The sequence below is a fragment of the Ruegeria sp. AI2 genome, assembly GCF_056541275.1.
On record NZ_JBQFYB010000004.1, the window covers coordinates 49,603 to 65,072 of the forward strand.

At 58.6% G+C, this 15,470-nt stretch carries 16 protein-coding genes; 11 read left to right on the forward strand and 5 right to left on the reverse strand.

What is annotated here, in order from left to right; all coding sequences use genetic code 11:
- The first annotated feature begins 2 nt into the window (after positions 1-2).
- From ACR0LL_RS10620 to trmD, 4 genes are read left to right on the forward strand one after another with little or no spacing between them, the layout of a single operon-like run.
- Positions 3-152 carry a hypothetical protein gene (locus tag ACR0LL_RS10620; RefSeq protein WP_209506115.1) on the forward strand — a complete coding sequence of 50 codons (150 nt, stop codon included), beginning with the start codon at positions 3-5 and terminating at the stop codon, positions 150-152.
- A complete protein-coding gene (gene rimM / locus ACR0LL_RS10625; protein ID WP_480538745.1) occupies positions 145-648 on the forward strand; it encodes a ribosome maturation factor RimM in 504 nt (167 codons plus the stop codon). The genes ACR0LL_RS10620 and rimM overlap by 8 nt, the downstream gene beginning before the upstream one ends.
- Complete coding sequence (locus ACR0LL_RS10630; protein ID WP_480586476.1) at positions 648-1,463, forward strand: hypothetical protein; 816 nt, start codon at positions 648-650, stop codon at positions 1,461-1,463. The genes rimM and ACR0LL_RS10630 overlap by 1 nt, the downstream gene beginning before the upstream one ends.
- On the forward strand, positions 1,460-2,269 hold the full coding sequence (gene trmD / locus ACR0LL_RS10635; protein ID WP_480586479.1) for a tRNA (guanosine(37)-N1)-methyltransferase TrmD: 810 nt from the start codon (positions 1,460-1,462) through the stop codon (positions 2,267-2,269). The genes ACR0LL_RS10630 and trmD overlap by 4 nt, the downstream gene beginning before the upstream one ends.
- Positions 2,270-2,394: 125 nt before the next feature.
- On the opposite strand, the gene ACR0LL_RS10640 is transcribed toward trmD, so the two are convergent.
- Positions 2,395-3,195: a glycoside hydrolase family 25 protein gene (locus tag ACR0LL_RS10640; protein ID WP_480586481.1), complete on the reverse strand. Its 801-nt coding sequence runs from the start codon at positions 3,193-3,195 to the stop codon at positions 2,395-2,397.
- A 379-nt stretch (positions 3,196-3,574) separates the two neighbouring features.
- On the opposite strand from ACR0LL_RS10640, the gene rplS reads away from it, so the two are divergent.
- Both rplS and rpmE read left to right on the forward strand, forming a co-directional pair.
- Entirely contained in the window at positions 3,575-3,958 is a 384-nt protein-coding gene (gene rplS, locus ACR0LL_RS10645; protein ID WP_267366771.1) for a 50S ribosomal protein L19, read from the forward strand.
- An 11-nt stretch (positions 3,959-3,969) separates the two neighbouring features.
- The gene (rpmE, locus tag ACR0LL_RS10650) at positions 3,970-4,191 is read left to right on the forward strand and encodes a 50S ribosomal protein L31 (RefSeq protein WP_267366773.1); all 222 of its coding nucleotides are present in this window, start codon (positions 3,970-3,972) and stop codon (positions 4,189-4,191) included.
- Between the two features lie 54 nt (positions 4,192-4,245).
- Here rpmE and ACR0LL_RS10655 read toward each other — a convergent pair whose 3' ends face one another.
- Positions 4,246-5,856, reverse strand: coding sequence for an MFS transporter (locus tag ACR0LL_RS10655; RefSeq protein ID WP_480586483.1), 1,611 nt, complete (start codon positions 5,854-5,856; stop codon positions 4,246-4,248).
- 477 nt (positions 5,857-6,333) lie between these two features.
- Here ACR0LL_RS10655 and ACR0LL_RS10660 point away from each other — a divergent pair, with 477 nt between their 5' ends.
- The gene (locus ACR0LL_RS10660; protein WP_267367261.1) at positions 6,334-7,143 is read left to right on the forward strand and encodes a division plane positioning ATPase MipZ; all 810 of its coding nucleotides are present in this window, start codon (positions 6,334-6,336) and stop codon (positions 7,141-7,143) included.
- 84 nt (positions 7,144-7,227) lie between these two features.
- Here the strand turns inward: ACR0LL_RS10660 and ACR0LL_RS10665 are convergent, their stop codons facing one another.
- The 3 genes from ACR0LL_RS10665 to ACR0LL_RS10675 all read right to left on the reverse strand — a co-directional run bounded on the left by ACR0LL_RS10665 (position 7,228) and on the right by ACR0LL_RS10675 (position 9,801).
- On the reverse strand, positions 7,228-7,800 hold the full coding sequence (locus ACR0LL_RS10665; RefSeq protein WP_480586485.1) for a hypothetical protein: 573 nt from the start codon (positions 7,798-7,800) through the stop codon (positions 7,228-7,230).
- Between the two features lie 237 nt (positions 7,801-8,037).
- Positions 8,038-9,288, reverse strand: coding sequence for an adenylate/guanylate cyclase domain-containing protein (locus ACR0LL_RS10670; protein ID WP_480586487.1), 1,251 nt, complete (start codon positions 9,286-9,288; stop codon positions 8,038-8,040).
- A 60-nt stretch (positions 9,289-9,348) separates the two neighbouring features.
- Positions 9,349-9,801, reverse strand: a complete 453-nt coding sequence (locus ACR0LL_RS10675) for a MarR family winged helix-turn-helix transcriptional regulator (RefSeq protein WP_480586488.1) — start codon at positions 9,799-9,801, stop codon at positions 9,349-9,351.
- Positions 9,802-9,858: 57 nt separating this feature from the next.
- Between ACR0LL_RS10675 and hmgA the strand changes: the two genes are divergently transcribed.
- The 4 genes from hmgA to ACR0LL_RS10695 all read left to right on the forward strand — a co-directional run bounded on the left by hmgA (position 9,859) and on the right by ACR0LL_RS10695 (position 15,469).
- A complete protein-coding gene (gene hmgA, locus ACR0LL_RS10680; protein ID WP_480586490.1) occupies positions 9,859-11,214 on the forward strand; it encodes a homogentisate 1,2-dioxygenase in 1,356 nt (451 codons plus the stop codon).
- 215 nt (positions 11,215-11,429) lie between these two features.
- Positions 11,430-12,686, forward strand: coding sequence for a fumarylacetoacetase (gene fahA / locus ACR0LL_RS10685; protein ID WP_480586492.1), 1,257 nt, complete (start codon positions 11,430-11,432; stop codon positions 12,684-12,686).
- Between the two features lie 87 nt (positions 12,687-12,773).
- Positions 12,774-13,724, forward strand: coding sequence for an MBL fold metallo-hydrolase (locus ACR0LL_RS10690; protein ID WP_267365050.1), 951 nt, complete (start codon positions 12,774-12,776; stop codon positions 13,722-13,724).
- A gap of 134 nt (positions 13,725-13,858) precedes the next feature.
- Positions 13,859-15,469: an FAD-dependent oxidoreductase gene (locus tag ACR0LL_RS10695; protein WP_480586494.1), complete on the forward strand. Its 1,611-nt coding sequence runs from the start codon at positions 13,859-13,861 to the stop codon at positions 15,467-15,469.
- Position 15,470: the final 1 nt, after the last annotated feature.

The following is a 15,470-nucleotide window of genomic DNA, read 5'->3' on the forward strand; positions in this document are numbered from 1 at the left end:
GCATGTTCGGATTGATACGCCTTCCCATTCTGCTGCTGATCGCCTTTATTGTGGGCGTGTTCTTTGAGCGCAACAATCAGCGCGAAGCCTGCGAAGGGCTTGGCGAGTGGAGAAACGGGATCTGTTTGACGACGGGGGCTGCCAATGAATGATCTGATCTGCGTCGGCAGCGTCGCGGGGTCTTATGGTGTACGCGGTGAAGTGCGCCTGAAAAGCTTCTGCGCTGTTCCCGAAGATATCGAGACGTATTCGCCACTGACGGATGAAACCGGCAAGGAACGCTATCCGGTGGTACTGACGCGTACGATCAAGAACGGTTTTGCCGCCCGTCTTGGCGGGGTTGAAACCAAGGAACAGGCAGATGCCCTGAACGGTTTGCGCCTGTTTGCGCGGCGCGATCAGTTGCCCTCGTTGCCCGATGACGAGTTTTACCACACAGACCTGATTGGGCTTGATGTCTATGACACCGGTGGCACCCTTCTGGGCAAGGTCAAATCCGTGCAGAACCATGGGGCCACGGACCTGCTGGAACTACACGGACCGGGCCTGAAGGCGACGGTTCTTCTGCCGTTCACGATGCAGGTGGTGCCAACCGTCGATCTGGAACAGGGCCGTATCGTGGCCGACCCGCCCGAAGGCCTGATCTGATGCGACGTGTTCTGCTGCATATGGGTTTTCACAAAACCGGTATGGCGGCAGCACAGTCCTTTCTGCACGAAAACCGCGAGCTGATCTGGCCGCATTTCGCTCTGGTCCTTCCGTATAAGACCCGCAAGGCCGGGTTGAACGAAGCGGCCACGCGCCATTCGATCTATCGTCTGGATGACACGCTGGCAGGGTTTGGCGGTCAGTTGCACACTTTTTTCGACGGTCTTGATTTCGGAGCACGCCGGGGATTGATCCTGAGCGAAGAGAATTTTCTGGGCCTGCGCCCCAGCAGGAACAAAAGCGAAGGATACGGGGCGGCACCCGAACTGGCGGAAACGGTTGTCAGCGTGCTGCGCCGCCGTCTGATGGGCGAGGAAACCGACATCACCGTCTACCTGTCGTTGCGCAATCGCGATGCGTGGCTGCGCAGCCTTTGGGCGCATGATCTGCAACTGTCGCGCATGGTTCAGGACCTGGACGGATTTAGCGCCGATCTTGCGCATCTGCCATCGCTACAGGATACGGCAGACCGGATCAGAGACCGGTTGCCAACTGTCACGGTACAGACCGCGTGGATGGAAGCGCTGAAAGGCCACCACCTTGGACTGGGCGCACCATTTGCCGAATTTCTCGACCTGCCACCCGGGAAATCTGCGCTGCTTGTGAAGCCCGCGCATGAAAGCCCTCAGCTGTCCGACGACGTTCTGAGGGAAATGCTGGCCCTGAACCGATCATCGCTGGACGAAGCCGCATTGATCACTCAGAAAAAGGCCCTGATTCGAACCGCCCAACATGAATTGGCCCGCCAGAAATGACTGACAAACCCGGCAAATCCTATGGTCGCAAGGCGATCCGGGCCACGCTGAAACCGCGTGAGCTGATGACACCCACCCCGGACCTGCATGGCGTCTGGAAAGCCAAGGTTATCACCCTGTTTCCAACTGCCTTTCCGGGCGTTCTGGGGGAAAGCCTGACCGGCAAGGCCCTGCAGGAGGGGTTGTGGCAGCTGGAAACCGTGGATTTGCGGCAATTCGGCGTCGGCAGGCATCGCAACGTGGATGACACGCCCGCCGGGGGCGGCGCTGGTATGGTTTTGCGGCCCGATGTGTTGGGCGAAGCCATCGAGCACACCATGTCGGGCATTCAGGGCAACTGGCCGCTGATTTACCTCAGCCCGCGCGGGCGGCGCATGGACCAGCGCATGATGCAGACCCTTGCACGCTGCGATGGCATGACCCTGCTGTGTGGCCGGTTCGAAGGCGTGGATGAGCGTGTGCTGGAGCATTACGGTGTGCAGGAGGTCTCGTTGGGGGATTTCGTGATGACCGGCGGTGAAATTGCAGCACAGGCCCTGATCGATGCCACGGTGCGCCTGATCCCCGGCGTTCTGGGCAATCAGGCCTCGACCGAAGAGGAAAGCTTTTCCTCGGGCCTGCTGGAGCATCCGCAGTACACCCGCCCTGCGGATTGGAAAGGCCGCCCGATACCTGAGGTTCTGATGTCGGGCCACCACGGCCGCATCGCCGAATGGCGTCACAAGATGGCTGAGGACATTACCCGCGAGCGGCGCCCGGATATCTGGGCCGACTATGCAAAATCCCGATCGGATTCGTCTGAGTGACAGGCCGGATTGTTGCGCACTTGCCGCAGGTCTAGTGTGCGCAACGCCTTTGGGGAAGAGCGGGAGCGCCGGTTGGACCATCTGGTTGGCGGCGGCACTATGGAAACCTACGTTACTCCTAAGACCTAACCCCCGGCCCTCCATCTGGCCCAGACGTCTGGCGTGCCGTTGAAGGTGTTGATGTCTACCCGGCCCTGAACGCCCGGCACCAGACCGGTGCCGGTATATTGCCAGAACCGCCAGACCGCGCGGGGATAGACAGTGCGGGGGTGGCCCGCAACCGATCTCAGCCAGAACTCGGTCTTGGGCAAGCGCCCGATATCAGTGTCTTCAAAGAAATCCACCGTGGTATAGACGATCGGGCGGCGGCCATAATGTCGTTCGAGAATGTCCAGAAAACGCTGCGCCTCGGCGCGGACGGTTCTGCCATCGGGGCGCAGCGTGCAAGTCTTGGAATGCGGTGTCCATTCCATATCCAGCACATGCGGCAGGTCTGCCCCTTTGGGCACGTTCTGGATGAACCAGCGGGCCTGTTCCCGGGCCGAGCGGCAGAAATAGTAATAGTGATAGGCGCCCCAGGGCACACCGGCCGACTGTGCGCCGCGGCGGTGATCATCGAACAGGGGATCGGCCACGTCGCCGCCTTCGGTCGCCTTCAAAAAAACAAAGCTGACGCCTGATGCCCGGGCCGTGCGCCAGTCAATCGGCCCCTGCCAGCGTGAAACGTCAAGGCCATGGATCGGGTATTGTCCGGGGTGAAGCCCTTCCCAGTCATGGGGATCCGCGTCGCCGAAATCGGGGTAGATCACAAGCGGTGCCGTCCTGTCCACGCCCGGAACGGGTTCGACGGCCTGAGGTTTCGGGCCGCCCCGCCCGCAAGACATCAGCGCGACGGCCGTTATGGCCAGCATGAATGCCAATCGCATCATAGGGTCCTGTCTGAAATATCTGCTCATATTATTTGCCTCAGAATGCCTGATCTGGGCCGCATGGCAACGCCTTACTTTCAGGCTGGCGGATTCCTACCGGCCCCTTGGGCAAGACAGGGCGTTTTTCCCTTGATCCCTGCCGGCAATACCCTTAAACGACCGCAATCCGGTGCCGCGTTCCGCGACTCCGGTGTTTTGGTTTGCACAATGGCGTGACATCCCGCTTTCTTCGGCAGGGATGCGTCGGGTCAGGCCAGACCAAAGGAACATTCGATCTGACCTCTGGCGGGCTGTACGCAGGACCCGGTGAAGACCAAGAGCTCTCAGGCCGTGCCCAACTTCGTGGACCAACCACGAGCAGATAGGAGAAACTGCGATGGACCTGATCGCACAGCTTGAGGCGGAACAGATTGCCGCCCTGGGGAAAGACATCCCCGATTTCAAAGCCGGTGACACTATTCGTGTCGGCTATAAGGTGACCGAAGGGTCGCGCACCCGTGTGCAGAACTACGAAGGCGTCTGCATCGCGCGCAACAACGGCAGCGGCATTGCCGGTTCGTTCACCGTTCGCAAAATCTCGTTTGGCGAAGGCGTGGAGCGTGTGTTCCCGCTGTATTCGACCAATATCGACAGCATCACTGTTGTCCGCCGTGGTCGCGTTCGCCGCGCCAAACTGTACTATCTGCGCTCGCGTCGCGGTAAATCCGCACGTATCGCAGAGGTCACCAACTACAAGCCCAAAGCTGGCGCCGAAGCGTAAGGAGCGGAAAGATGAAAAAAGACATCCATCCCGATTATCACGTCATCGACGTCAAGATGACCGATGGCACCGTCGTTCAGATGAAATCCACCTGGGGCAGCGAAGGCGACCAGCTGGCACTGGAAATCGACCCTTCGGTACATCCTGCATGGACCGGTGGTTCGTCGCGCCTGCTGGACGCTGGCGGCCGCGTGTCGAAGTTCAAGAAGAAATACGAAGGCCTGGGTTTCTGAACCTTTGCCACAGTCTTTCAAAGGAAGGTCGCCAGCGGGCGGCCTTCTTTCGTTTCAGGCCCCTGCTTTCCCCGGTTTCTGATCCTTGGGTTTCGTGAGTTCGGCCGCGTCGTGCAATGGCGGAACCGGACCGCGCAGCAACAGCAGCGCGATCACCAGCCCTATACAGGCCGCGATAGCAGCCATGAGCATCGCCGCATCAAACGCATTATCCCGCAGGTCCCGTAATGCTTTGGCCAGTGTTGAGCCTGTTGACGGGTCAAGTCCGGCAATCAACTGTTCCACCTGTGTTGCCGTGCCATGCGTCAGAGCACGCGCAAGGTCGCCGCGCTGTGCCGACCCGTCGGGTAGCGCCGCGATGACTTCGGACAGGCCCGAGCGGATGGTCAGGGATGCGGCCAGACCGCCGACAACCGATCCCATCGTGGCCCCGAAATACAGGAATGTGTTGATCACCCCGGACCCCTGTCCGACATGTTCGTCGGGCAGCAACCGAAGCCCAAGTCGGGGCAGCAACGAAAAACAAATGCCGATGCCAACCCCCACAATGATCAGCTTCCACCAGATTTCAGCATAGCTGTCGAAGTTCGAGGTTGTTGTCAAAAGCAGGAAGCCGCAGGCCATCAATCCCATTGCGACGGTCACCGGCCATTGAAAACTGTATGGCGCAAGCAGGCGCGGAGCGGTGACGGAAATGACAAACATGCTCAGGCTTAGCGGCAGTATCGCGACACCTGCCTCAACCGGTGAATAGCCGAACGCGTCCGGGGATTGGACGAACACGTTGAAATAGATAAAGAAACAAAACAACGCAAATCCCACAAAGAACATCCCCGTTGCCGCCATAAGGTAGCGCGGGTGCCGGAAATAACGGAACTCGACCAGCGGATCGTCGCTGCGCCGCGAGGTATAAACCAGACCGGCAGCCGCCAAAGCGGCGACCCCCAAAGAAACAATGGTCAGGGCATTGTCCCATCCGCGTGCTTCACCGTTGCTGAGTGCGAATGACAATGGACCCAGAAGCAAGACAATGGCTATCGCCCCTGCGGTATCGAATTTCGCACCCTGAAGGCGCGTATCCGGCACATAGTTCTTCCTGCTGACCTGCAGGCCGATCACAAACGCAATGGCAAGCAACACAAGGTCCGTGGCGAATACACCGCGCCAGCTCAGGAAGTTGGCAAAACTTCCTCCGACTATGGGCCCGACGCCTATCGCAAGGCCCACGATTGCGCCCCAAACACCGGTCACGCTGGCCCGTTGTTCCTCGGGCGTTGCGGCGGTCAGCAGGGACAATGAGGTGCCGAACAGGGCCGCCGCCCCCGCCCCCTGCGCGCCACGCCCAATCAGCAGCATCGCCGCGTTCTGTGAAAACAACACAGAAGCAGAGCCGCAGGCAAACACGATCATGCCAAAGAAAAAGACACCCATCTTGCCCGTGATGTCCCCAAGCCGACTTACAATCGTCACAAGGGTCGCGCTGGCCACTGTGTAGATCGCCATCACCCATTGCAGTCCCGAAGGTGTCAGGTCGAACTCGGCCTTCAGATATGGAAGGATGGTCGCAACAGCGGTTGTGTTGAAGCCAACGACCATCATGCAAATGGCCGTCATTGCAAGAACAACGCGTGAACCGCCTGAACTTTCCGCAGCAGTGTCCGGCATGCCAATGCCCCTTTCACCTGCCTTGAAGATGAACCGAAGAGGACCCCAGCAAGACCGTTCGGTGTAAATCTGTTTGGTATTTAACCAAATTTTCCGTCCCCCGCATAGTTTTCCCGATCCGGCCCAATCGGCGCCACCGCGAAAGGACCCATTGGGCGGGCGATCCGTGCGTGTATGAATCAGGCAAAAGGCGCGATTGATTCCGACGCGGATCGTTGCAGGCAGTGGTTGGTGTATGCGTTCGGAAACAGGCACTGACGCGGCGATTTCGCCGCCAAAACCGCGATCGGCTTGCCGATCAAGGCAGATCACCCGACAGGCGCCTTCGTGTAACCCGCGCACGGCGCTGTGTTTTCCAAAATAGAGTCCGATAATGCCCAAAAGCGCCGCTTGAGGTTCTTTTCATCGCAGGCGACACAACATATAGTGGGTGCCAACAACGTGTAGTCAAACACGGCAAGACTTGGGAATACAAGCATGGCACATATCATTGTGGTCGGGAACGAAAAAGGCGGCGCTGGCAAATCGACCGTGTCGATGCATGTGGCAACCGCGCTGGCCCGACTGGGACACAAGGTCAGCACGCTTGATCTGGACCTGCGGCAACGCAGCCTTGGACGGTATTTCGAGAACCGGAACAACTTTCTGAAAAGCGCGGGCCTGACGCTGCCCGGCCCCCGCCATCACGACCTGCCCGAGATCGATGCCAGCACGCTGAAGCCGGGCGAGAATATCTATGACCACCGCCTGTCTGCTGCCGTGTCGCAACTGGAAAGCGACAGTGACTTTATCCTGATCGACTGCCCCGGCTCCCATACACGCCTGAGCCAGGTGGCCCATTCACTGGCCGACACGCTGATCACCCCTTTGAACGACAGTTTCATCGATTTTGACCTGCTGGCGCGGATTGATTCAAAGGGTGAGAAAATCCTTGGCCCGTCCGTCTATTCCGAGATGGTCTGGAACGCCCGGCAATTGCGGGCGCAGGCCGGGCTGAAGCCCATCGACTGGGTCGTTGTGCGCAACCGTGTCGGTACCCAGCGCATGGTCAACAAGGAAAAGATGCAGCGCGCGATCGAAATGCTGTCGCAGCGCATCGGCTTCCGCGTCGCTTCGGGCTTTTCCGAACGGGTAATCTTTCGCGAACTGTTTCCCCGCGGCCTGACCCTGCTGGACCTCAAGGATATTGGCGTCAAACAGCTGAACATCTCGAACATCGCAGCACGGCAGGAACTGCGCGACATGATGCGAGAGCTGAACCTGCCGGGTGTCGAGATCGACTTCTGATCAGCTGTATTGGAGGCTGGTCTGCGGACTTTGCGGCCTTTACTTCTTTGCCGGTTGCTTTTTGAACTAACTCTCGGGCGAAGGTCACTTGCACTTGAGTGCCATGAGCTTGCCGGATCGCTCATACTCGGAGGCCATTGTGTAAGCTGCGCCCAGAGCTTCGACTTGAGCAGGCAAGGATATATCTGCATAAAGTCGAGTTGCTTTTTCGATCTCGCCTGCTTCGAGAAGCGGTGCCATTTCAAGTCCGGTCGCAACTATCTTTTCGGCGTTTTCCTTGATCTCACCCAAGCGCCGGGATGCTTCTTCTTCCAGCTTCATGCGGCGCGCAGAAATTAGAAGTGAGTTGATAGAGCTCTGCCCCTTGTCCATTCGCTTGCGAAGAAAGCCGGTTGGGCCAAAAAAACCTCCATCATCAGCGCTGCTTAACGTAACACCGGTTTGAACTTCGATGATGGCCTCCGACTGACCCTGCATCAGTGTCGCAACTTCCAGCTGCAACTTTTGGAAGACGAACGACTTTCCCTGGATTTGAGCCAACGTTGCCATGCTGCAACCCTCTGCGAAAACCGGCGGTCCCGTCATGCCGAAACACACCAATGAAAGGACGGCAAATTTGATCTTGGAAACCTTCAGTTCTCGACCATTGCGCATCATTGAAAACACTCCTCGCATCATGCGTTCAAGTGAAAATAACACGGCTGGTCGAATGCATTCGATCTATTTGCCGAATCGGCCTTCTTTCCTATGACCGCCAAGGGCTCAAACCAGTTATTCGTTCAAATCCTCACCATTCTCGAACATTCGCTCCAACCCGCCGCTCGTACCCAGCTAAACAAAGGTGTTCCTTCACGACTTTCAGTTTCGGAATCGCTGAACGGAATAGCCTCGGTTTCATCCGGTATCTGATGGCCCGCCGGGACTGTATACCGTGAACAGCTCTTTGGGTTCGTTCACCCCGCGCAGCATGTAGCGCCCGACCGAGATGAGGTCTTGCGCGCAGGGGCGTGCCGCGACCGCGACGTCGTCCGAGATCAGGATTCTCTGACCCAGCGACCGGTGCATTCCCGCGATGCGGGCGGCCTGATTGACGGCGGGGCCGATCACCGTGAAATCCAGCCGCGTTTCGGAGCCGATATTGCCATACAGGATTTCGCCGGAATGCAGGGCCAGCGTGAAATTCGCAACCGGCAGCCCCTGCGCCTGACGTCTGGCGTTCAATTCATCCATACGGGCTTGCAGCAAGGGCACCGCGCTGAGCGCGGCACGGGCGTCCTCGTCGATTTCGCCGACATCGAACATGGCCATCAGCCCATCGCCCATGAATTTCAGGATATTCCCACCCTTGTCGTGCACAACGCCCACGGCCACGGCCAAATAATCATTCAGCATGTCGATGATCTCGTGACCCGGCAGGTCTTCTGACAGGTTGGTGAACCCTTCCAGATCGAAATTCCAGATCACCGCATCGATCTGCTGCAACGATCCGCGACGAATCTCACCCGACAGGACGCGGCGCCCGGCATCACGACCCAGATAGACCCGCATCAGGTCTTCGGTTAGGTTCTGGTTCTTGGCGGATTTAAGCGCCAGCCCCAGATGCGGCAATACCGCATGAATGTGCCTGAGATCGCTGTCATCAAACCCGGACGGCGCGTCGCTGGCCCAGGACATCAGGACGCCATCACTGACTTTTTTGGTACCGTCGGGGCGCATCTTCCCTGACCCCTCATACGAGATGCCGGTGGCATAATAATCGGTCGCCCCAACCTCTCTCAGGTCGTTCAACAACGGAAATCGGCTGGGTTCATTATGGTCGACCAGTTTGACCCGGATTTCATCCAGATCCTCGTTCAGCAAGGCATAGAGCGGGCTTTGTTGCCACATCGGGCTGGGCGTATCTGTGTTTTCAAACTTCTCGGATTCACCGCCGGTGCTTTTGTACCAGCTATATCCGGTTCCGCCATAAACCGGGTGCAAGGTCGACTGAGCCGCATGAAACCGCATTAGCGGAATCCCCATATCGAGGAGACTGGTGCAGAACCCTTCCAGCAACTCTTCCTGCCCGGCACCCTCAAGCCCCTTTTGGACCAACCAGTCGATCAGGGTGTGTGTGGATACCTTGGTAGGTTCAAATGACGTCATTTCAAATTCCGTATCAAGCATGACACACATCTGGGGGCGGCAGGCGCCAATTACCAGTGGTCAATCGACGCCAGCCAACCGTCGTAACATCTGGCGCAGCAAGGCGGCCTCTTTTTCGCTGAACAGGCCCGACAGCCTGGCGTCATAGTTTGCAGCCACCCCGTACAAGTCACGATACACGGCTTGCCCGGCGGGTGTCAGTGTCAGCCATTCCGCCCGACGATCAGCCTCATCCCGTGTGCGTTTCAGGTACCGGCGCTCCTCGAGCTTGGAGACTGCACGGCTGATCTTGGTCTTGTGCATTCTGGCTCGTTCACCAATTTCCTTGGCGGTCATTTCGCCAAACAGCCCCAGATGGAACAGCACCCGCCATTCGGTTCTGAGCATTCCATACCGTCCCTTGTAGACAGCCTGAAATTCCAACGAGGCGCGCTCGGCCGCCTGGTTCAACAGGAACGGCAGAAAATTCTGCAGGAAAAAGTCATCATTTTTTTCAGATTCGTCGTGTGCCATGCTTGTTAGTTACAAAATCAACTATTAACCGACAAGCAGCAAACGGAGGAATACGTAATGAACCGTCCGACGGATCCGCATTCATTGACGCAAGCAGCAACGCCTGTTGGTACCCATGCCGGTTACATGCCCGGCTTTGGCAACGACTTTGAAACCGAGGCGCTGCCCGATGCGCTGCCGCAGGGGATGAACAGCCCGCAAAGGTGCAACTACGGGCTTTACGGTGAACAGCTGAGCGGCACGGCCTTTACCGCCAACCCGCCTGAACGCACCTGGTGCTATCGTATTCGCCCGTCAGTAAAGCATTCGCACCGTTACGAAAAAATCGACTTGCCCTATTGGAAATCGGCTCCCTGCATCGACCCGGATGTGATCAGCCTGGGCCAGTATCGTTGGGATCCGGTGCCGCATTCCGACGAAGGTCTGAACTGGATGACCGGGATGCGGACCATGACGACGGCGGGGGACGTGAACACCCAGGTTGGCATGGCCTGCCATATCTATCTGGTCACCGAATCCATGGTCGACGACTATTTCTTCTCGGCCGATTCCGAGTTGCTGGTGGTGCCACAGGAAGGACGCCTGCGCTTTGCGACTGAACTGGGAATCATTGACCTCGAGTCCAAGGAAATCGCGATCATCCCGCGTGGACTGCTCTACCGGGTTGAAGTTCTGGAAGGCCCGGCACGCGGCTTTGTGTGCGAGAATTACGGCCAGAAATTCGAACTGCCGGGTCGCGGTCCGATCGGGGCCAACTGCATGGCCAACCCGCGCGATTTCAAAGCTCCGGTCGCTGCCTATGAGGATCGTGAAACCCCGTCGACCGTGACGATCAAATGGTGTGGCCAGTTTCATACCACTAAAATCGGACACAGCCCGTTGGATGTGGTGGCGTGGCACGGCAATTATGCACCCTACAAATACGATCTGCGCAACTATTGCCCGGTTGGCGCGATCCTGTTTGACCATCCCGACCCGTCGATCTTTACCGTTCTGACGGCACCCTCTGGCCAGCCCGGCACCGCAAATATCGACTTTGTCCTGTTCCGCGAACGCTGGATGGTGATGGAGGATACGTTCCGCCCGCCCTGGTATCACAAGAACATCATGTCCGAGCTGATGGGCAACATCTACGGTCAATACGATGCGAAACCGCAGGGCTTCGTTCCCGGTGGCACCAGTCTGCACAACATGATGATCCCGCATGGCCCCGACAGGGAAGCCTTTGACAAGGCGTCCTATTCCAATCTGGGGCCGGAAAAGCTGGACCAGACGATGTCGTTCATGTTCGAAACCCGGTTCCCCCAGCACCTGACACCGTTTGCCGCCAATGAGGCACCGCTGCAGGACGACTATATCGACTGCTGGACATCGCTTGAGAAGAAGTTCGACGGCACACCGGGCAAGAAATGACCCTCAGACCGGGTTCCCCAGACGGCACCCATCTTGATGGCGATGAACATATCCATTCCGGTTGCGGCGACAGTACGCCTGCAACCGGAAAACAAAGACAGGGCCCTGGCAGTCGACATGATGCAACCGCGCCCGCTGTGGGCTTTGGCGCCTGTCTATTCGGGGTTATGATCGTTTCGAACCACGTACCAAATATAGCAAAATAGGGGCAAAATATGCCTTTGATGAAGTCCTGGGTGGCCTCGGCCAATGACGCGGCGCATCCGTTTCCACTGAACAACCTGCCTTACGGTGTCTTCTCGGCCGAAGGCGATGATCCGCGCTGCGGCGTGGCCATCGGTGACATGATCCTCGACGTTACCGCCGCCGAAGCCGAGTGGTTAATCACCCTAAGCGATGAGCCGCTGTTCGATCTGCCGTTCTGGAACCCTTTGATGGAGGAAGGCCCCGCCGTCTGGGCGGCCCTGCGTGAGCGGCTGATCAGCCTTCTGGCCGAGGGCTCGGACGAGCAAAGCAAGATCGAACCGCTGCTTGTACCGCAGGCCGAAGCCCAGATGCACTTGCCCTTCGCGGTCAGCGAATACACCGATTTCTACGCCGGGCGAAACCATGCCTTCAACGTGGGCACCATGTTCCGTGGCCCGGAAAACGCGCTGCCGCCGAACTGGTTGCACATTCCGATTGGCTATAACGGACGGGCGTCCTCGGTCGTGGTGTCCGGCACGGATATCCGCCGCCCGTGGGGACAGCTGAAATCCCCCGATCAGGATCTGCCCGCCTTCCTGCCCTGCCGCCGCTTTGATATCGAGTTGGAGATGGGCGCCATCGTGGGCACCCCCTCGGATGGCCCGATAACCGTGCAGGAAGCTGACGACCATATCTTCGGCTACGTTCTGCTGAACGACTGGTCGGCACGTGATATACAAGCCTGGGAATACCAACCGCTGGGCCCGTTTCAGGCCAAGGCAACCGCAACCTCGATCAGCCCCTGGATCGTGACCAAGGCTGCACTCGAGCCGTTCCGCTGTGACACGCCAGCCCGCGAGTTCGCGCTGCTGGACCACCTCAAGGATTGCGGCCCGATGCTGTATGACATCGATTTGGCCGTCTCCATGGCACCCGAAGGCAAAGACGCCACGACCATCGCGCGAACCAACTACAACCAGATGTACTATTCCGCCGCGCAACAACTGGCCCACCACACCACATCGGGATGCCCGATGAACACGGGCGACCTGCTGGGGTCAGGCACCATATCCGGCCCAACCAAGCCCGAACGCGGATCACTTCTGGAACTCAGCTGGGGCGGGAAAGAGCCGCTGACGCTGGACACAGGTGAAACCCGCAGCTTCATCGAAGACGGCGACACGATGACCCTGACCGGCGCTGCCACGGGCGACGGCTATACTATCGGGTTCGGCGACTGCACAGGCACCGTTCTGCCTGCACTCATTTCCCCATTCGAGCGATGACGCACTGAGCTTCATCTTTTTCCAAATACTCCCGCCGGAGGCATCCAACCTCTGCCTTCCGCGCAACCGCAAAAGGACAAAACCAAGATGGCCAAAGCATTCGCGTCGCAAGGCGACATGAGCGAGAAGAAGATCAGCTTCACCGAAGTGGGCGAAGGGCTCTATGCTTTCACCGCCGAGGGTGACCCGAACTCGGGCGTGATCATCGGCGATGACAGCGTGATGATCGTCGAGGCGCAGGCGACCCCGCGCCTGGCCAACAAGGTGATCGAATGCGTGCGGTCTGTGACCGACAAGCCGATCACCCATGTGGCGCTGACCCATTACCACGCAGTGCGGGTTTTGGGTGCCAGCGCTTTTGGCGCGCAACAGATCCTGATGTCTGACATGGCCCGCGCCATGGTGGTGGAACGCGGTCAGGAAGACTGGGACAGCGAATTCCAGCGCTTCCCACGCCTGTTCGAAGGGCATGAAAGCATCCCCGGCCTGACCTGGCCCACCACCACATTCAGCGACACGATGACCGTTTATCTGGGCAATCGCCGGATCGACCTGATGCATCTGGGACGCGCCCATACCGCCGGTGATATCGTCATTCACGTGCCAGACCAGAACGTGATGTTCACCGGCGACATCGTCGAATATCACTCGGCCTGCTATTGCGGTGACGGGCATTTCAACGACTGGGGCGACACGCTGGACGAGATCAAGTGGTTCGATGTCGACGCCATCGCACCGGGACGCGGCGATGCGCTGGTTGGCAAGGACATGGTCAATGCCGCCATCGAAAACACTCGCGATTTCGTCGAAAGCACCTACCGCCCGGCGGCCAGGGTTGCGGCGCGCGGTGGCAGCCTGAAAGAGGCATGGGATGCCGTCCGTGCCGAATGTGACCCGAAATTCGCCAGTTACGCGATCTACGAACACTGCCTGCCGTTCAACGTCGCCCGCGCCTACGACGAAGCCCGTGGAATCGACACGCCTCGCATCTGGACCGCCCAGCGCGATCTTGAGATGTGGGAGGCCCTGCAGGGGTAAGGAAAAACGACCCAGTTTGATCCAGATCGTTTTAGGCGGCGGGATTCAATGAAACCATATGCCAAAGGCTTCGGCACATGTTGCCGGGGCACAGGACATGCAGCACTTTGGCCCATCTGCTTGGGGGGAAGCCCATGAACAAGATCTTTGAAACTCCGCTTTACGGCTATGAACGCAGTCCGGATCAGGACAGCCCGACGCCAGTTCGGCGCAAGGTTATCGTGATCGGCGCGGGCCCGGTTGGTCTGGCCGCCGCGATTGATCTGGCGCAGCAAGGGGTTGACGTCGTGGTTCTGGACGAGAATGACAAGGTCAGTTTCGGCAGCCGCGCCATCTGTTTCTCGCAACGCACGCTGGAAATTGCCGACCGGCTGGGATGCGGGGGCCGACTGGTCGACAAGGGCGTCCTGTGGGACCGGGGCAAGGTCTTCTTCGATGATCGGCAGGTCTATGACTTCAACCTGCAACCGGATGAAGGTTATGCCAACCCTGCCTTCATCAACCTTCAGCAATACCATTTTGAGAACTATTTCGTTGAACGGGTCCGCGAGTTGCAGGCAGAAGGCGCACCGATTGAGATACGCGGGCGCAACAAGGTCGAGGCGATTGGCACGCATGACGATCACGTGCGGCTGGAGGTCGAGACACCAGAAGGACCTTACACAATCGAAGCCGAATGGCTGATTGCCTGTGATGGCGCGACATCCCCTGCCCGGCGGATGTTGGGCATTGATTTCGAAGGACGGATATTTGAAGACAACTTCCTGATTGCAGACGTGATCATGGATGCGGATTTTCCGTCTGAACGCTGGTTCTGGTTCGATCCGCCGTTCAATCGCGGGCAATCCGCGTTGTTGCACAAACAGCCCGACAATGTGTGGCGCATCGACCTGCAACTGGGTTGGGACATCGACAAGGAACGCGAAAAGCGCCCCGAGAACGTGATCCCCCGCCTCAAGGCGATGCTGGGCGATGATGTCGAGTTTCAGCTGGAATGGGTCTCGATCTATACGTTCCAGTGCCGTCGCATGGAAAGCTTCCGCAAGGGACGTGTCCTGTTTGCGGGCGACAGCGCGCATCAGGTCAGCCCCTTTGGCGCGCGTGGGGCCAATTCCGGCCTTCAGGACACCGACAACCTGTGCTGGAAACTGAAGCTGGTTCTGGATGGGAAAGCGCCTGAAACTCTGCTGGACAGCTACAACACAGAACGCGTGTACGGGGCCGACGAGAACATCCTGAATTCCAGCCGGTCGACCGATTTCATCACCCCAAAATCCGAAATGTCGCGGATCCTGCGCGATGCGGTTCTGGACCTGAGCGAACATTATGACTTCGCGCGCCCGCTGGTGAATTCGGGCCGCCTGAGCCAGCCCTGCACCTATGACGGATCCTCGCTGAATTCCGCGGACGCGCTGAACGGCCCGGCCGGAACGCGCCCGGGTTCGGCCTGTCCCGACGCTCCGCTCGGTGACGAGTTTCTGCTGCCCAAGCTTGCAGGCAAGTTCACGCTTTTGACCATCGATGCAGACGCCCCTGATACCCTGGAAGAAGATGGGATCGAGGTCACGCGACTGGCGCTGTCGGTCAAGGATGATATGACGCTGGCCCTCAAACGCCGCTATCTGGGCGACGCGACCAGCGCAGTCTACCTGATCCGCCCGGACCAGCATGTGGCCGCCCGGCGTGACAGTTACGAAGAAAACACCTTCCGGCACGCGATCCGCAGAGCCTGCGGTAAGGAGTAAG